At 50.3% G+C, this 16,253-nt stretch carries 15 protein-coding genes, 1 tRNA gene and 2 pseudogenes; 8 read left to right on the top strand and 10 right to left on the bottom strand.

All coding sequences use genetic code 11. The features are described 5' to 3' along the window. Positions 1-30: 30 nt before the first annotated feature. Positions 31-1,821 (bottom strand): annotated as a pseudogene (locus H8S11_RS01990) (DNA/RNA helicase domain-containing protein). Further along, on the bottom strand, positions 1,815-2,186 hold the full coding sequence (locus H8S11_RS01985) for a nucleotide pyrophosphohydrolase (RefSeq protein ID WP_436233170.1): 372 nt from the start codon (positions 2,184-2,186) through the stop codon (positions 1,815-1,817). The pseudogene H8S11_RS01990 and the gene H8S11_RS01985 overlap by 7 nt, the downstream one beginning before the upstream one ends. A 267-nt stretch (positions 2,187-2,453) precedes the next feature. Between H8S11_RS01985 and H8S11_RS01980 the strand changes: the two genes are divergently transcribed. Further along, complete coding sequence (locus H8S11_RS01980; protein ID WP_186851995.1) at positions 2,454-2,912, top strand: GP88 family protein; 459 nt, start codon at positions 2,454-2,456, stop codon at positions 2,910-2,912. An 899-nt stretch (positions 2,913-3,811) separates the two neighbouring features. Then, a complete protein-coding gene (locus tag H8S11_RS01975) occupies positions 3,812-4,006 on the top strand; it encodes a helix-turn-helix domain-containing protein (protein WP_186851994.1) in 195 nt (64 codons plus the stop codon). Between the two features lie 81 nt (positions 4,007-4,087). Here the strand turns inward: H8S11_RS01975 and H8S11_RS01970 are convergent, their stop codons facing one another. Then, positions 4,088-4,642, bottom strand: coding sequence for a hypothetical protein (locus tag H8S11_RS01970; RefSeq protein ID WP_186851993.1), 555 nt, complete (start codon positions 4,640-4,642; stop codon positions 4,088-4,090). 2 nt (positions 4,643-4,644) lie between these two features. Then, complete coding sequence (locus tag H8S11_RS01965) at positions 4,645-5,889, bottom strand: hypothetical protein (protein ID WP_186851992.1); 1,245 nt, start codon at positions 5,887-5,889, stop codon at positions 4,645-4,647. Positions 5,890-6,312: 423 nt separating this feature from the next. Between H8S11_RS01965 and H8S11_RS01960 the strand changes: the two genes are divergently transcribed. From H8S11_RS01960 to H8S11_RS01940, 6 genes and pseudogenes are all read left to right on the top strand, one after another. Continuing rightward, the gene (locus H8S11_RS01960) at positions 6,313-7,215 is read left to right on the top strand and encodes a DUF6017 domain-containing protein (protein WP_186852156.1); all 903 of its coding nucleotides are present in this window, start codon (positions 6,313-6,315) and stop codon (positions 7,213-7,215) included. A 260-nt stretch (positions 7,216-7,475) separates the two neighbouring features. After that, positions 7,476-7,964, top strand: a complete 489-nt coding sequence (locus tag H8S11_RS01955) for a PcfB family protein (protein ID WP_186851991.1) — start codon at positions 7,476-7,478, stop codon at positions 7,962-7,964. Then, positions 7,961-9,619: pseudogene (locus H8S11_RS01950) on the top strand (VirD4-like conjugal transfer protein, CD1115 family); the annotation flags it as partial. The gene H8S11_RS01955 and the pseudogene H8S11_RS01950, both read left to right, overlap by 4 nt. Positions 9,620-9,762: 143 nt before the next feature. Continuing rightward, positions 9,763-10,056: a recombinase family protein gene (locus H8S11_RS13835; RefSeq protein ID WP_243200889.1), complete on the top strand. Its 294-nt coding sequence runs from the start codon at positions 9,763-9,765 to the stop codon at positions 10,054-10,056. Next, complete coding sequence (locus tag H8S11_RS01945; RefSeq protein WP_243200888.1) at positions 9,977-11,464, top strand: recombinase family protein; 1,488 nt, start codon at positions 9,977-9,979, stop codon at positions 11,462-11,464. Before H8S11_RS13835 ends, H8S11_RS01945 begins: the two co-directional genes overlap by 80 nt. A gap of 14 nt (positions 11,465-11,478) precedes the next feature. Then, positions 11,479-11,853 (top strand): recombinase family protein, encoded by a 375-nt coding sequence (locus tag H8S11_RS01940; RefSeq protein ID WP_186851990.1) that lies wholly within the window; start codon positions 11,479-11,481, stop codon positions 11,851-11,853. Between the two features lie 30 nt (positions 11,854-11,883). On the opposite strand, the gene H8S11_RS01935 is transcribed toward H8S11_RS01940, so the two are convergent. The 6 genes from H8S11_RS01935 to H8S11_RS01910 all read right to left on the bottom strand — a co-directional run bounded on the left by H8S11_RS01935 (position 11,884) and on the right by H8S11_RS01910 (position 16,251). Beyond that, positions 11,884-11,960 (bottom strand) — tRNA-Pro (locus tag H8S11_RS01935). Between the two features lie 113 nt (positions 11,961-12,073). After that, complete coding sequence (locus tag H8S11_RS01930; RefSeq protein ID WP_147571403.1) at positions 12,074-12,643, bottom strand: peptidoglycan-binding domain-containing protein; 570 nt, start codon at positions 12,641-12,643, stop codon at positions 12,074-12,076. Continuing rightward, on the bottom strand, positions 12,640-13,887 hold the full coding sequence (locus H8S11_RS01925) for a peptidoglycan-binding protein (protein ID WP_147571404.1): 1,248 nt from the start codon (positions 13,885-13,887) through the stop codon (positions 12,640-12,642). The genes H8S11_RS01930 and H8S11_RS01925 overlap by 4 nt, the downstream gene beginning before the upstream one ends. Before the next feature lie 9 nt (positions 13,888-13,896). Next, a complete protein-coding gene (locus tag H8S11_RS01920; RefSeq protein WP_147571405.1) occupies positions 13,897-14,292 on the bottom strand; it encodes a spore cortex-lytic protein in 396 nt (131 codons plus the stop codon). 131 nt (positions 14,293-14,423) lie between these two features. Further along, complete coding sequence (locus H8S11_RS01915) at positions 14,424-15,425, bottom strand: NAD(P)H-dependent glycerol-3-phosphate dehydrogenase (RefSeq protein ID WP_147571406.1); 1,002 nt, start codon at positions 15,423-15,425, stop codon at positions 14,424-14,426. A gap of 136 nt (positions 15,426-15,561) precedes the next feature. Further along, positions 15,562-16,251 (bottom strand): glycerol-3-phosphate acyltransferase, encoded by a 690-nt coding sequence (locus tag H8S11_RS01910; RefSeq protein ID WP_147571407.1) that lies wholly within the window; start codon positions 16,249-16,251, stop codon positions 15,562-15,564. Positions 16,252-16,253: the final 2 nt, after the last annotated feature.

Raw genomic sequence — 16,253 nt, 5'->3', positions numbered from 1 at the left:
CTGCGCAGCAGTTCCTGCTCCTCTTTTATATCAGGCTTCCGGAAGATTCATTTTCTCTATCCGTTTTTTCATATAGTCCCGCAAAGCAGGGTCCTGGCAGTAGATATAACAGCCCTTCTGCCCCCTGGTCAAGAGGACTTTGTAGGTATTTCGTACGATCCTGTCTGCAAGCTCTGGATTGGGACGTTTTTTCAAACCTCTCAAACTCTGATCACTCTTGGCTCTCTTGGATGGATCTGTAATCACATGCCCGTTTTCGTACCGAAGATCCAGCCCGATAATCACACCCACATAGTCAAACTCTAGGCCTTGGGCGGTGTGGATACACCCTACCTAATCAAAGGAATCAGAATCAATGGCCCAGGTATCTGTGGAGTTAAAATTCCAACGGGCACGAAAGGCGCCTTCCAGTTCAATATCATAGATGGAGGGATCATTGGAATTCTTGCTGGGCCAGGGATAGCAGTATCCGGCCACCATCCGTGCTTTATTGTTGATCAAATTTTTCTGTCGAAGATCTTCCCGCATCTGGCAGACGTCCTCATAAACACGGATCTCATAGTCCCCATCAAATCCGTCATAGTTAGCGGTGGAGGAAATCTCCAGCACATCGTTGAGGAATGAAATGTAGCCCTCGCTTCCGTTGCAGCGGAACTGAGAGGTCAACTTCAGTGTATCCTCTCCACCTTCCAGACGAAACAGTTGGCTTCCGCATTTACGAGCCCACTTTTTGATTTCATCTACAGAGCCAATGTCGCTGGTGGTAACGATTTGATCCTCGTCAATGAAAAAAACACTGACTTTAGCAGCTGCAATAATCTCCTTAATCTGGTTTTCTCCCTTGCTCCGGTACATCCCGGATTTTTCATTCAGACGATGTGCCTCGTCCGCAATCAGGCAGTCAAAGGCATTCTTGGGGCAATTTACGTAGCTTCCCGAACCTTTGAACAAATTTTTGATATACTCCAGCGTATACTGCTCCTGGCGCAATTCCTTGAAATACACATTTCGAGGAGCCGCATTCTTCGTCACATACTGAGCGTTCCGACCTCGCCTTGAAATCAGCTCCACCAGAAGCCGGACGGCTACCACACTTTTTCCGGTACCAGGGCCGCCCTCAATGATGATCGTACGTTTCTGGTCGTCCTGCAGCGCTTTGGATGGCCGGATCTCTCCCTGATCTACTGTTTTAAGGATATCTTCTCTGGGGGGCCGCTGAACCCATTGGAGAAGATATTTTCTGAATTTTGTTTCTTCCCGTTTGATGAAAACAGGTGCAGCATCAAGAACTTCCTGATATTGCGAGGCAAAAATTTGCTCCCGCTTAGAAGGACTGTAGTTATGCAGATAAGCACATGGATGAAGTCCAATCTGGTGCTCCTGAATGGCTGTATTGAAATTCTCCAACGTCTTGGCGTACGAGAATGCCTGGTAAGAGGGATGCGCTACAGCTCGAATCTGTCCGCCTGTAAAGGCTTTTACAATCCCCAGCTGCCTTGTCTCCAATGCTTCTGTCCACTGTTTCAGTTCCACTAAAATCAAATGAGGCCGGCTTTCTATATCTTCTCCGGCAATCACCAGATCGACTCGCTTGGATGTTTGGGGAATCTGATATTCTACTGCAATCTGCAAATCATTGGGGAGCTCTTTGGTATTCAAAACATTGGCCACAGCGGAAAGTGAGTTTTCCCAGGCGGTGGATTCCCGGTCATTGTCATGAAGCAGCCCTTTTCTTCGGAAGGCCTCTTCGAGAATGGAAACAATCCTGCCGCTGGAAACATCTTTCAGAAATTGTGCTTTTGTGCAGACATAAATCAGCATTTCTCGTCTCCCTTCTGGTATTCTGTATACTTGCCGCTCTTCCCGTATGCTTTATCCACTGGGTACTTTTTCTCATTGATTTGAACTTTTTTCTGCACGATTTCGTCCAAATCCAAACCACACCGGTCAGCCATCAGGACACAGTAGTTAATCACATCTGCGAGTTCTTCTGCAATCTGATTGCGCTTACTTGTGCACTCCAAATCAGAACCGCTCCATTGAAAGATCTCCAAAAGCTCTGCGGCTTCCAGAGAAATGGACAGTGCCAGATCCTTGGGATTGTGAAACTGTTTCCAATTTCGACGGTCTCTGAAATCAAGAATCATCTGAATAGTTTCCGGCGACATGGCCCTCACCTCGATCACAAAATATATATGGATATGGTATCATGAATTCCTGCTGGCATCAATATGTCGCAACCTCGATCTCATAGTCACTGGAATATGCTCTTGGAATGCGGCAAGCCGTGGACCACATCCACGCTTGAAACGAGAACAGACAGCCTGTGAAAATCGTTTTGAGCCGGAATCCTTTTATGCTATAATTAGTACGACAAACGGATGGTGAGCATAGTCAAGCTATCATTAGTATTAAAAGTATTTGTACAAACTGTAAGGATGGGAATCTGTATAATGGCTGGCTTTTTTGCTAATGGGAACCAATTCCTACCGAGTACTCCGCTTTATGCTGTTCGCATTTTTAACATACCGGCAATCTCGGTTCGTAATAATCAAGGAAATATTAATAAGGCATGCCCTAATATTTGCGTTGAAGCTCCGGAAATCTGTAAAGAGATTTGCTACGCCTACCGAAGGCAAAAAGGACGCGAAAAAATTGTGTATAGCGGAAGAGAAAAAAATTGCCAGGCCACACGATGTGATGACTTAGTAGATAAGGTGCAAAAACAGATTCAGGGTGCGATTCAATACTATATGAATATGAATCGTACCCAGGGCATACAAATTATCTACCGAATCCATGAGAGTGGGGACTTTTACAGTGTGGATTATCTAGAGAAATGGGTCACAATCGCCAACCACTTTCAGAATCAAAAGCATGTCCATTTTATGGCTTATACCCTAAAGCATTGAAATTCTAAACCAATTCCTGGTAAAGAACGACTGTAATCTACAGGATATTAATATCAAGTTTATGTATAGCGTAATGCGAATTCACAACTATGGCGGAAAGGTTTACAAAAGCACATTGGAGCAGCCTCGAAAAATGAAAATTGCAAAAGCTTTGCGTAAACAAGGTTTGCGATATTACACCGTGTACGAAAAAGAAGATGACTTGCCACAGGAGACAGAAACTCTGAAAATATGCAGATTGCATGAGGGAAGAACTTGTAATGAATGTGGAATGAAATGCTATTTAGATGACTGTGACATTGCCGCTGTAGCAAGATAAGGAAAACCCGTATCGTTTGTGCTGAAAGCAAAAGAGTCTTCGGGCAGGAAATATCAGCTCTGTAATGCTGCGTGCCTATAGCCAATCATGAATGAATAAAGATCAAATAGAAGCGTATGGCCATCAATATGCCACGCGCTTCTATTTGTGTTGTGCACTCATTATGCAGACAAGAATTCGGAAATTGAACCTACTGTCTATAAAATATGTGCGATGTTAAAGAGCTGTGTATGCAGATTCTATATCGTACTGCAGGGATGCTTTAGTAAAATACAGTGCTTTACGTTACTGTGGAAAAAGGAGAGGACTAAAGTACTTTAGATAAAGAGACCGTTAATCGTTCGAAGCCGTTAGGAGTACGGCGTACCATTTCGTAAATTGTTCATATCATATCTTCCCGTGTTGTTTCTTCGTAAATTGTGCTGCTTGGAGGCAGGTCAATTTGCACAAATTCCCCTGAAATATGCTGCCTTACAACGGCTTTTCAAATGTCGTATTAGCAAGGTATTAGCAGGAACCCCTTGTGACAGAGGGCTTCCAGGGGCCATTTCAAAATGCTATTAGCAGGGAGGATCATTTTATGAGCACCAACGAAAAAGGAACGCCCCAAAGCAGAACATACACCGTGAATGACATCGCAGCCATTCTCGGTATCGGCCGCGCTTCGGCCTATAAACTCGCCAACTCCGGATTGTTCAAGACGATCCGCATCGGCAACATGATCCGCATCTCCAGAAAGTCCTTTGAGGATTGGTTGAAGATGGAGGATGTATAGAATAAAGTAGCTGATTAAAGAAAATGGCTATAGAATCTTCTATAGCCATTTTTATTAGTAGTATTTGAACGCCCGATTCTACTAGTCGCCAATAGTATATTTAGATGCAATGCCTCTATCAACGGCAGGAAATTTGCGTTGATAAACTGCTTTATACAGTTCATCTATTGTGTTGACTACTGATAAAATAGACATTTCAACTTGTTTTATTGTAAGCTGTATGTTCTCCTTCGGATGAACAAGTTTATTTCGCAAATCAATGCTTTGCTTTAGAGTTGCATACCAGGGATAAGTTCTATCTAGTTTTTTGCCGGTATATTTATAATAAAGGAACTCGATTCGATCAGTAATACGGGAAATTTTCAATCCATTGCTAAGGATATATTCTCCGCGATCAAATCTAACGTCTTTTTCAAGTAACAATGCCTGCTCATATACCGTGTATCGTGTCCTATAAGGTTCAATTAGTATTTCTTCAACAATAGAGTTGATACAAGCCTCTAGGGCACTTATAGCTAGCAAGAGACTTGAATGTAAATACGCGCTTTGAGTAAAAGGCTCATCTGTTTTAGCTTTTTCCAGAAGTGCCTTTGATTCTTCCAATAATTGGTCTGAAAATGAATCAAAATCGGTCATAATTACACCTTGCTCTCTGCCTCTTGAGCCTCTAGCAGTGCTTGCTTAGCATAGTACTTTTTAATAGCAGCATCTGCCAGTTCTTTTGTAATTCCGCTTCCTTTTTCAGCTTGCAAAAAAAACAATTCAGCTAAACGGCCTCGTTCTTTTGCATCTGTTCGTGTACCTAAACCCCTGTAATTGTCTGGATCAGTTTTGTGTTTTGCACGCGCGAGAACTTTGGCATTGAGAGGATCAGTCTTTTCGACCTTAGAAAGAGCGTAATGCCGGTCCAGCCGAGTTTTATTGTCACTTAGAACACCTGCAACAAATGCCCAAGCAGCAACAATAGCATAACTTGAAGCTTTATCGGCATAGTCACGATTTGAAATTTTCCCATCTTCTTTTGTAAAAACGGATTTCTGTTTTTGAACCAATTCAGAGAATGCTTTTCCGGCTGCTAGCAGTTTCTTATCTTCCCACATCTCAGGATGAATGCTTTTTAAATGCTCCCATTCATCGTCTACTCCACCTGTTTTTGCTAATATCGGTGTTGTCCTTTTATTAGAAAAATCCCGGGAGGTTATTTTTGTTCCTTCATAGTAACTCATGATAAATGTTCTGGCACTACGAACAGTAATGCGGCTTCCGCGTTGTTTTTTATCCGCAAAGTCTTCATGCTCGTTTAATAGCCCTGCTTTTTGACACCACATTCTAAGTTGGGGACCTTTTACTGTTTCTAACATTCTATCTAGGAGATCTGTAGAAACAGCAATATTTGTGTTTGAAATAAGCTGGACATCAAGACGTTGATTAGTATTAAGACCAAAATATACCTTTACCCCGTGAATTTGATCAATTCCTTTTTCTAGAGCCTCAGATATAGCTATAAACCGATGCTGACCTCCAATTATTTTTAAAGGATGTTCTTTGTCAAATGTAGTATCGTATTCAGCAACAATATTACTAAAACTTCTTTTATTTAGTGCATCATCTTTCATTTGAAGAAATGCCGCATTATCCTCAACTACATCACGATTTGCTCTGTATTCAGATTGATTTTCGGCATCTAGAGGAACATCAATAGTGCCTAATGAAACGACAGAACTTGCCATAATGTGACATTCGCAAAACAGAGCCTTTGTAATTTCATCCTGGAAAATATATATATCTTGTTCGATCGGATGAAATGTTTTACAAAAATTTTCTACCGCTGTTTTTATACTTTCCTTAATAGTTGATGGTTTAGGTGGATATTTAATATTCATTTTTAAAACTCCTAATCCTATTAAAATGTTAAGTCGAGTGTTTGCTAATTTTACGAAAAAGAACCGTCAAATGTACTCAACCAATTATATTCTATAGTTATTATATATCATATCATCGTTTTCAAACCGAAGCAACATAGTACTCTGTGGATTGCTTTAAATATATAGAGCAAAGATGCTATAGGTATATTTCTATAGCATCTTTATTATTAAAGTTTGTTTTATTAGTGATCATAAACAACCTAATATACTAACCAATCAACACTGCCCTGAAAGGAGTCGAAAATCCCATGTTTTTTCCTCTACAGTCAGCCCAAAGGTCACCGCCCATAGGTTTTCCCCTCCGGGTTATCCGGGCGGCGTAGAGGCCGTATTTTCCCCGAAAACAAACACTTTTCCTAACCGTCGAAAGAAGGTGATATGATGGCGGTATTTCGCATTGAGAAAACCCGCGACTACACGGTGATGTCCAACCACCACCTGCGGAACGCGGGACTGTCCTTAAAATCCAAAGGGCTGCTCTCCATGATGCTGTCCTTGCCGGAGGACTGGAACTACACCACCAGGGGCCTGGCCAAAATCTGCAAGGAAGGAACGGACAGCATTGGATCAGCCCTAAAGGAGCTGGAACGGGCCGGGTACATAATCCGCAATCGGCTGCGAGACAGCAAGGGCAAGATCGTGGATGTAGAGTATGTCATCTACGAGACACCCCATCCCCCGGACACGGGCCAGCCGTGTGAGGACGAGCCGGATACGGCTTGTCCAGATACGGAAAACCCGGATATGGATAACCCATGTCTGGAAAACCGGCCGCAATTAAATAAAGAGAAAAGAAATCCTGAAGAACAAAATACTGATTCACCAAGTACGGAAGGATCAAATCCTATCCAATCAAGCCCCCAAGCCCCCGCAGGGGTCAAACGGACCGGACGGGACTGGATGCGGGAGCGAGAGAGTTATCGGGAGCTGATTTTGGAGAATATCGAGTATGACTATCTATGCCGGGATGACCGGCTGGATCGGGATATGCTGAATGAGTTGGTGGAGCTCATGGTGGATACTGTATGTTCCCGCAGGGAGACGATCCGCATTGCCGGGGACGACTATCCGGCGGAGGTGGTCAAATCCCGGTTCCTGAAGCTGAATAGTTCCCACATCGAGTATGTGCTGGACCGGATGCGGGAGAACACCACCTATGTCCGCAACATCAAGAAATATCTGCTGGCTGCCCTGTATAACGCCCCGGCCACCATCAACAGCTACTATGCGTCCCTGGTAAACCACGACCTATATGGCGGAAAAAACAAACTGGCAGCTCAATGAGCTGCCAGTTCTGCTGAAGGAATTGGGGTTCATATTCAACAGCAATTAAATGCTGACAAACAGAAAAAATGATGCTTTGCTCTGCGTTGCTGTACTACACCTCGCATGAGAGCGAGGTACGAGCTGATGAATCCGGCAAGCGTACTTAATACTTCCAGACGTGAACCCGTAGTTGACATAAAGCATCACCCCCTTTTTCTCCAGTATGTTTTAATCATAACATACTGAGAACATTTTTCAAACTGAGAGGAAGTGATTATATGCAGGAAGAAGTCACCCAGCGCACCGTTGCCCTCTGTGTGGAGGCCACCAAGCTATCAGCCGGGATGCTGCAACAGGCTATGAAAAAGGTGCTGGACGAGATGCAGAAAGGAGTGACCGGCCACAAGACGAAGCTGCACCACGGCAAGCAGACCATCCGGCAGCTTATGAAGCACAACACCGGCGTTTCCAACATCGAGATCACCGACCAAAACATCCGGGCTTTTTCCGCCACCGCCAAGAAGTACGGCATTGACTTCGCGCTGAAAAAGGACACCAGCGGAGAGATACCCCGCTATCTGGTGTTCTTCAAGGGCCGGGATGCCGACGTCATCACGGCGGCCTTCCGGGAGTTCTCCGCAAAGAACCTGGAGAAAGAGAAAAAGCCCTCCATCCGCAAGGAACTGGAGCAGGCAAAGCAGCAGGCCAAAGCCCAGCACCGCCAGCGGGAGAAGGTCAAGACCAGAGACCGGGGTGTGGAATTATGACGGTTGACTGGAAAAAGAAACTGCTCCTCAACCTCCCGTATTTGCTGTTCGTCTATCTCTTTGATAAGCTCTGCCAGGCGGTGCGCCTTGCGCCCGGCCTTGACGCCTCTGAAAAGTTCCTGAATTTAAGCCAGGGCTTTACAGCGGCGTTTTCTTATGCGACACCAAGCCTGCATCCGCTGGACCTGCTGGCAGGTATCGCCGGGGCGGTCATTGTTCGGCTGGCGGTGTATGCCAAAGGCAAGAACGCCCGCAAATACCGCAAGGGCATCGAGTACGGCAGCGCCCGGTGGGGAACGGAAAAGGACATCAAGCCCTTTGTCGATCCCAAGTTTGAAAACAATGTCATTCTCACCGGGACGGAGCTGCTCACCATCAATACCCGGCCCAAAAATCCGGCCAACGCCCGCAACCTCAACGCCTGTGTCATCGGCTCGTCCGGCTCCGGCAAAACCCGCTTCTGGCTCACGCCCCAGCTGCTCCAAGCTCATTCCTCGTATGTCTGTGTAGATCCGAAAGGAGGTGTTCTCGGGCAAGTAGGCCACTTTCTCCAGCAGCGGGGGTACAAGATCAAGGTGTTCAACAGCATAGATTTTTCAAAGTCCATGCACTATAACCCGCTGGCCTACATCAAAAATGAAGCGGACATCTTGAAGTTTGTAAACGCCCTGATCTCCAACACCAAGGGCGAGGGCAAAGAAGGCGATCCATTCTGGACGAAGGCCGAAACGCTTTTGTATTGCGCCCTGCTGGGGTACATCATTTTTGAGGGCTCCGAGGAGGAGCGCAACATGAATACGCTGGTTGACATGATCTCCGGCATGGAAGTAAAGGAGGATGACGAGGACTTTCTCAACGCCGTGGACTATATGTTCAAGGGGCTGGAGCAGCGCAAGCCGGATTGCTTTGCGGTGAAACAGTACAAGAAATACAAGTTGGCCAGCGGCAAAACGGCAAAAAGCATTTTGATTTCCTGCGGCTCCCGGCTGGCCCCCTTTGACATCCCCCAGCTCCGGGAGATCATGTCCTATGACGAGCTGGAGCTTGACCGCATGGGCGACAGGCGCACGGCAACTTTCTTCTGTATCAGCGACACCGACAGCACCTACAATTTTCTGGTGGCGCTGGCCTTTTCGCAGATGTTCAATCTCCTGTGTGAACGGGCGGACAATGTTCACGGAGGCTGCCTACCCCATCATGTGCGGGTGCTGTGGGACGAGGCGGCCAACACGGGACAGGTGCCAAACCTTGAAAAGCTGGTGGCCGTTATCCGCTCCCGGGAGGTCAGTCTGACGCTCTTTTATCAGCAGTTGGCCCAATGCAAGGCCATCTATGACAAGAACGCTGAAACCATCCTCGGCAACATGGACAGCGTGGTGTTTTTGGGTGGCCGTGAGTCCAGCACCATCAAAGAAATATCTGAAAACTGGCTGGGTAAGGCCACGATCTCCATGCAGACGGATGGGCGGACACGGGGCCAGTCGGAAAGTTACAGCCAGAACAACCAGCGGTTGGGCCGGGAGCTGATGACCCCCAGCGAGCTTGCCACCATGCCCGGCGACAGGTGCATCTTGCAGCTCCGGGGCCTGCCCCCGTTCTACTCCAAGAAGTACGATTTGAAGCAGCACCCCATCTACAAGGACAAAGGCGAGTCCATGCGTGACATCCTGTTGAAGCTGATGCTGGCCGATTTGGAGCCAGCTTAACTGTTCCATCGACATCCTTAACACGGGCAGTCGGCAGAGGTATAATATACATAGATAAGAACCTCTTGCTTGATTGCAGGAAGGAGGATATTTTGAAACAGTCAAGCAAGAAAATCTCTACCGGCACAGCCGCTCTCTACTGCCGACTGAGCCGTGACGATAATATGGACAGCGAGTCCAACAGCATCCAGAACCAAAAGAAAATACTTCAAAAGGCCGCTAAGGACAAGGGCTACACGGACACTATCTTTTTCGTGGATGACGGGATCACCGGCACTACCATGAAGCGCCCCCGGCTTTCAGAAAATGATCGCCACAATCGAGGCCGGGTACATCTCGGCGGTGTTTGTGAAAGACCTCTCCCGGCTGGGCCGGAACTACATTGAGGTGGGCAAGCTCACCGAGGAATTTTTCCCGCTCCATGATGTGCGGCTGGTGGCCGTTTCCGATGGCGTGGACAGCGACGAGGGCGAAGATGATTTCACCCCGTTCAAAAACATTATGAATGAATACTACGCCAAAGACATTTCCAAGAAGCGCCGGATCGTCAACAAGATGAAGGGCAACGCTGGGATTCCGCTTTCACCGCCGCCCTACGGTTACATAAAGAACCCGGACGATCCCCGTTTTTGGGTGATTGACCCGGAGGCCGCTGAGGTGGTACGCCGTATCTACCGCATGGCGCTGGACGGTTACGGGCTGGCTGAAACCGCCGCCGCCCTCGGTGCGGATGGGATCGTCAACCCGACCTACTACTGGCGCAGCAGGGGTACAAGCAGAGGCGGCTCCAAAAGTACCGTGGAGCCCACAAAATGGGGACACACCACAATCAAGAAGATTTTGACCACGCAGGAATACTGCGGTGATGTCATCAACTTCAAAAGCTATTCCAAATCCTATAAAATGAAGCGCCGGATTGAGAACCCGGAGGAGAACCGGGCAATCTTCCTCAATGTCCATGAGCCTATCATTGACCGACCAACTTGGGAAAAGGTACAGGCGTTAAAAGCCGGGACACGGCGCAAGCGCCCCACTGTTACCCAAGAGCCCAGCGTCTTTTCCGGCTATCTGAAATGCCCGGAGTGCGGCGGCAATTTGAATTTCCATTTTAACCAAGGCAACCACGATATTAAGTTCTTTAGCTGCCAGAACCACAATTCCGGGCTCCGCAAATGCTCGTCTACCCACTATATCCGGCTGGACTTCTTGGAGCAGGTCGTGCTCTACGAGGTACACCGGCTGGCCTGCTTCGCCAACGAGTACGAAAACGACTTTATCAAGGCGATGGTGGGCCGTTCCGCCAAGATAGCGGAAAATGACCGGCTACGCAAGAAGCGGGAGCTGGACGGGCTGCTGGCCCGGGACGGGGAGCTGGATATGCTCTTTGAACGGCTCTATGAGGACAATGTTTCCGGCAAGATCGACGATGCCCGGTTCGCCAAAATGTCCAAGCGGTACGAACAGGAGCAAGGCGAAAACGCCAAGAAAATCAAGGCGCTGCGGCTGGAGCTGAAAAAGCTAGAAGATAAGCGGATGGATGTAGACACCTTCTTGGAAACGGTGCACCGCTACACCGACGCGACCACCATCACCAAGCGCATGGTTGCCGAACTCATTGAATATATCGAGGCCTATCCTGCGGTCAAGGAGGACGGTGTTACCAATCAGCGGGTGACGATCCACTACAACTGCATCGGTGCCTTTGAGGTGCCGGATCGCCGGAAAATCCCCGAGCGGGATATTCTGCTGGAAACGAGAAAAGGCGTAGCATTAAGCTACGCCCCGGCGGTGTAAAGGTGGTGTGGGATATGAGGGCATTTCTCTATTGCCGTGTCGCCCATGACGATTCTTTCGCATTGGAACACCAGCGGTTTCTGCTCCAGCTCTACGCAAAGCAGGCGGGATATACCATCATCGGCGCTGCGGACGAATACGGCAGCGGGCTCACATTAGACCGCCCGGCGCTCCAGAAAGTGACCGATGCCGTGGTCGCTGGCAAGGTAGATGTGGAGTTAGTCCATAATTTGACCCGGATAGGCCGGGAGTGGGGCATGACCAAAAGCTACATTGACCTGCTCACCCGGCACAAGGTAAAGCTCCTGTGCATCCGGGATTGGCTGCTGTTCGATGAAAACGGTGCCGCCCCAATTTTAACAATAAAAAATGCGGAGTGTCCTTTGTAGGATACTCAAATCCTATAAGGACACTCCGCATGGTCCGAGTGCCGAGATTCGAACTCGGGGCCTCTTGAACCCCATTCAAGCGCGATACCAAACTTCGCCACACCCGGAAAGAGCTGCCAGAATTTTCATCAGTCAGACAGCTTGTATATATTAGCATACCGGAGAAAAAAAAGCAAGCCCCTTTTTCAACTTTTTTCATTTTATTTTTTGGGCAGGGAGCTCACCCCCTGCCCTGATAGCGGCTGCTGTCCTGCTGTTTTCTCTCTTTGACCACAAACATCTCGTACAGGCGGCCCAGCAATTCCCAGGTCTGCCGGTCCATGATCCCGCTCTCCTCTAGCCCCGCCGCCCTCTGGAGCCAGCGGGTATTGGCCACCGAAGCAGGCCCATGAAGCCCGTCTGCCTGATCTGCCGTAATCCCATCGAAATATCGGGCCAGTATTCGGAGCATCGCCTGTGGAATGATTAGGAACTCCTGCTCATTTCCTGGATAGACCCGGGCTTCCTGTCCGGGGAACAGGCGCACCGGCCGGGGCTCTGCCAGCTTCCGCTCGAGAAGGATCCACCGCTCCCGGATGTCGTTCCAAGTTTCCTCGTCCACCATGCCGGTCACTGGAGGATGGAGCTCCCGTTGAAAGAGCATCACCGCCTCCAGAGTCCGTTCGCCAAACACACCATCCGCCACAATCTCAGGCAGGAAGGGATATTGCAGCGACAGCCTCCGCAGCATATACTGCAGACTTCTGACCGGCTGTGCCAGCAATTCCCGCTCCAGTTCATCTCGTGTCATACCAACACCTCTCCTCTCCGGTCCGTCTGGCCAAACCGCACAGTTTCCCCTGGAAATTGCCCGACCCGTGGGGTGTCGGCATAGCTGCTGGCATCCGAGCCTACATTGATAACCGAGGCCGGCATAATCTCAGTGGCTGTTCTGGGGAAACGGACCATATCCCGGCGCATGAACTGGTCCGCCAGAGCAAAGTGGCCATAGATGGAGTTCCAAGTGACCTCCCCAACCACCCCATCAATCGTAAGCCCAACCAGGCCCTGGTATTGCCGGACAGCCTGGGTTGTGTTGTGTCCAAAGTCCCCGTCTACCTCGATGGGCAGCAACGCCTCGTCGAACTGCGCCATCACGGCCAGCATATATTGCAGGACTCGGACCTCAGGACCAGTATCCCCCTCCCGCAGAGTCCCAGGGAACTGGAACTCGATCCCATAAAAGGTCTGGCCCTCGCTGATAAGTTCAGCCAGTTTGGTGACACCCACATAGAGAGAGACCATTTTATACCAGGTTGCCTTTCCCACGATTCCGTCCGCGGTTAAATTGAATATCCGCTGGAATTTTCTGACGGCCTCCTCTGTCTTCTCATTAAAAGCGCCGGTAACCGGCCTAATTTTGGGAATCGCGGGATAATTTTGCGAGATGCGGTTAATCATGGTCTGGATCGCTACGACCTCCTCCCCCGCTGACCCCAACCGCAGGGGGTAGCCGGGATAGGAGCGAGTCATATCCTGGATCGGCGCTTCCACCACCAGTTCGATATCGTCGCCGTAGTAGCGGTAGAGGATCTCCATAGAGTTTGCTCCCTGCTTCGCCATGTCCTGGCTGCCCCATTGGGACAGTCCGTCGCAGGTGCTGGTGGTCCCATTGCAAAATTTGGCGGCCAAAGGCTCTACAAACCCCCGACGGCGGATATAGTCGTTAAAGATCTCATCCACTACCCGGCTGATGCTGTCAAAGAAGTTGCGCCCCCGGATGAATTTCTGGTCGTACTGGGTGGTGGAGGTAATATCAAACTCATAGCCCCGGCTACGGTAGTACTCCGTGTACACCCGGTTGAGAGCAAAGGAGATGATTGCCAACACATTGGCCCGGATGGCCGACAGCTCCCAGGTAGGGTATATCTCGCTGGAGGCCACATTTTTCACATAGTCCGGGAAGCTGACCGTGATGTTTTCCGCCCACTGGCTGGGCAGCCCCAGATGGACCGTAATGTTGGTTGGGATATAAGGAGTGATGATGACCGGCATTGTTCCACCTCACAGGCTCTGGGCGGTGATCTCCCGCTGGTCCCTTACCTGGAGGCTGGACTGGCCCTCGGCCAGCGGGATCAGCTCCATGTCCTGGGTCGTTTCCACCCCTGGGAATATCTGGACTCCATCTACCTGGAGCATAGCGTATCCGGGATGCTCCGCCCACACGCTGCATATGGCAAATGGGACGGGGCCATCTGTATGCGGGGCGGTACTCTCTCCCAGCAGCGGAGTCGATATCTGGAGCGGCAGAATGGCTCCGCTGCTGTCCGTGACCTGGAGGGAGAGCAGCTCCCGCCTGCCCCCCTTCCCCTCATGGGTGACCACCACGGTGGCTCCGCTAATTGGAATCTGTGCCCGCGAGGTATAAACCCTGATAATCAATGTACCAATATCGTCCATATGCGCCCTCCTGTCCGCGGGTTCTGCCCGCTTCTGTTTTCCCCATACTATGTCGGCGTACAGGTCGTTGTGCTTCGGGGTGGTAAAAAAAGCCGCCTGTTATAAAAACAGGCGGCTTTTAGCTTTTGATCTTAGCTCCAGCTCTCATCCAGTTCGGACCGCTTGGCGCGGCCCATCAGGTCCGTGATGACCGCGTGGACATCTCGGCCCTGGTAGAGCACCTCATAGGCGGCTTGGGCAATCGGCATCTCCACTCCGGCCTTTTCCGCCAGGGCCTGGGCATTAGCAGCAGCGTAGTAGCCCTCCACCACGGCGCCCACCTCCTGCATGGCCTCATGAATCTCTTTGCCCTGGCCCAACAGGATACCGCACCGGCGGTTCCTGGAGTGCATGGAGGTACAGGTGACGATGAGATCGCCTACGCCAGCCAGGCCGGTAAACGTCTCCTTTCTGCCCCCCAGGGCCACGCCCAGCCGGGCCATCTCGGCCAGTCCCCTTGTCATAAGCAGGGCCTTGGTGTTGTCCCCATAGCCCATCCCGTCACAGCAGCCAGCGCACAGGGCGATGACGTTCTTCAGGGCGGCGCAGATTTCGGTGCCCACCTTATCATCGCTGGTATAGACACGGAAGCGGGGGTTCATGAACAGGTCCTGGACCTTTTGGGCTACAGACAGCTCGTCCGCCGCCGCCACCACGCCGGTAGGGATACGGCGCCCCACCTCCTCCGCGTGGGAGGGCCCAGACAGCACCACCACAGGGCATTTGCCCTGAAGCTCCTCCTCGATGACCTGACTCAGACGGAGCGAGGTATCCTTTTCAATCCCCTTGGACACTGATACAACAATGGTCCCTGGGTCCACCAGCTCCCGCAGCTGGGCTGCGGTGGCTCGAACGGCGAAGGAGGGCGTCGCCAGCACCACCAGACCACATCCCTTGACCGAGGATAGGTCGGTGGTCAGTTTCAGTTCCTCCGGCAGAGGCACTCCCTTGAGCATGGGGTTCTCATGGGTGTCCCGCATCCGGTTAGACTCCTCCTGGTGATAAGACCAGAGAGTGACATCGTTTCCGTTTTCCAGTAACAGCAGGGCCAGGGCAGTCCCCCAGGCGCCGCTGCCTACTACGGTGATCTTCATCAGAGTTTACCTCCCAATGTAATATTGTAGGGGCCAGTGTCCACGACGGCCCTCCAGTTCACGGTCTCATTTCGTAGGGGCACAGCACGATGCGCCCCCGGGCGGGCAGCTCCATGGGGCCGCCCCCGCGGTCATATCATTTCTTTTTACGCAGAGAAAACTTATTTTCCGTTCCGGAGAGCAGCCGCTTGATATTGGCCCGGTGCATATAGACCACCAGCCCGCCGAGCAGCAGCCCCAACAGGGTGATGACCCAGTCTTGGTAAACAAACCAAGTGGCCACAGGGAAGGAGGCCCCAGCCCACACCGAACCCAGGGACACATATCGAGTGAGGACGGCCAGGATGAGAAAGCCGCCCCACACGACCAGAGCGATCCGCCAGTCGATCATGATGGCGATGGTTCCTCCGGACAGGATGCCCTTACCCCCCTTGAAGTGGAACATACAGGGAAACATATGGCCCAACAGGCAGAACAGGCCCGCCCAATACTTGAACAGGACTACATAATAGGCGACCGTAGCACCATCCAAAGGGAAGTCCGGCATGATGCGCGGGTCATATCCGCCGCCAATTTTAACCGCGATCAGAATGGCCACCACTGCCTTTAGCACATCGGTGAGAATAACCACAAAGGTCAATGGGCCGCCGAAGGTACGGTAGAAATTGGTCAGCCCCGCGTTGCCGCTTCCGTGGTTTCGCACGTCGTCCCGCAGGATATATTTGGATACGATCACCGCCCCATTGAAGCAGCCGCAGAAATAAGAGATGACTGCCACGATCCAAAAATCCATCCGGGTGAGGAAAAATAAAATCGCGGAACCCATTA

Source organism: Flintibacter hominis, assembly GCF_014287965.1.
In the GTDB taxonomy this organism is placed as follows: Bacteria; Bacillota; Clostridia; order Oscillospirales; family Oscillospiraceae; genus Lawsonibacter; species Lawsonibacter aceti.
Note: the sequence above shows the minus strand (reverse complement) of the source record. Positions and strands in the feature narration are given on the sequence as shown.

Coding starts and splice junctions, on each gene's coding strand:
- H8S11_RS01980 (WP_186851995.1), top strand. CDS start 2,454: ATGGCTGGCTTTTTTGCTAATGGGAACCAATTCCTACCGAGTACTCCG.
- H8S11_RS01975 (WP_186851994.1), top strand. CDS start 3,812: ATGAGCACCAACGAAAAAGGAACGCCCCAAAGCAGAACATACACCGTG.
- H8S11_RS01970 (WP_186851993.1), bottom strand. CDS start 4,642: ATGACCGATTTTGATTCATTTTCAGACCAATTATTGGAAGAATCAAAG.
- H8S11_RS01965 (WP_186851992.1), bottom strand. CDS start 5,889: ATGAATATTAAATATCCACCTAAACCATCAACTATTAAGGAAAGTATA.
- H8S11_RS01960 (WP_186852156.1), top strand. CDS start 6,313: ATGGCGGTATTTCGCATTGAGAAAACCCGCGACTACACGGTGATGTCC.
- H8S11_RS01955 (WP_186851991.1), top strand. CDS start 7,476: ATGCAGGAAGAAGTCACCCAGCGCACCGTTGCCCTCTGTGTGGAGGCC.
- H8S11_RS01945 (WP_243200888.1), top strand. CDS start 9,977: ATGATCGCCACAATCGAGGCCGGGTACATCTCGGCGGTGTTTGTGAAA.
- H8S11_RS01940 (WP_186851990.1), top strand. CDS start 11,479: ATGAGGGCATTTCTCTATTGCCGTGTCGCCCATGACGATTCTTTCGCA.
- H8S11_RS01930 (WP_147571403.1), bottom strand. CDS start 12,643: ATGACACGAGATGAACTGGAGCGGGAATTGCTGGCACAGCCGGTCAGA.
- H8S11_RS01925 (WP_147571404.1), bottom strand. CDS start 13,887: ATGCCGGTCATCATCACTCCTTATATCCCAACCAACATTACGGTCCAT.
- H8S11_RS01920 (WP_147571405.1), bottom strand. CDS start 14,292: ATGGACGATATTGGTACATTGATTATCAGGGTTTATACCTCGCGGGCA.
- H8S11_RS01915 (WP_147571406.1), bottom strand. CDS start 15,425: ATGAAGATCACCGTAGTAGGCAGCGGCGCCTGGGGGACTGCCCTGGCC.
- H8S11_RS01910 (WP_147571407.1), bottom strand. CDS start 16,251: ATGGGTTCCGCGATTTTATTTTTCCTCACCCGGATGGATTTTTGGATC.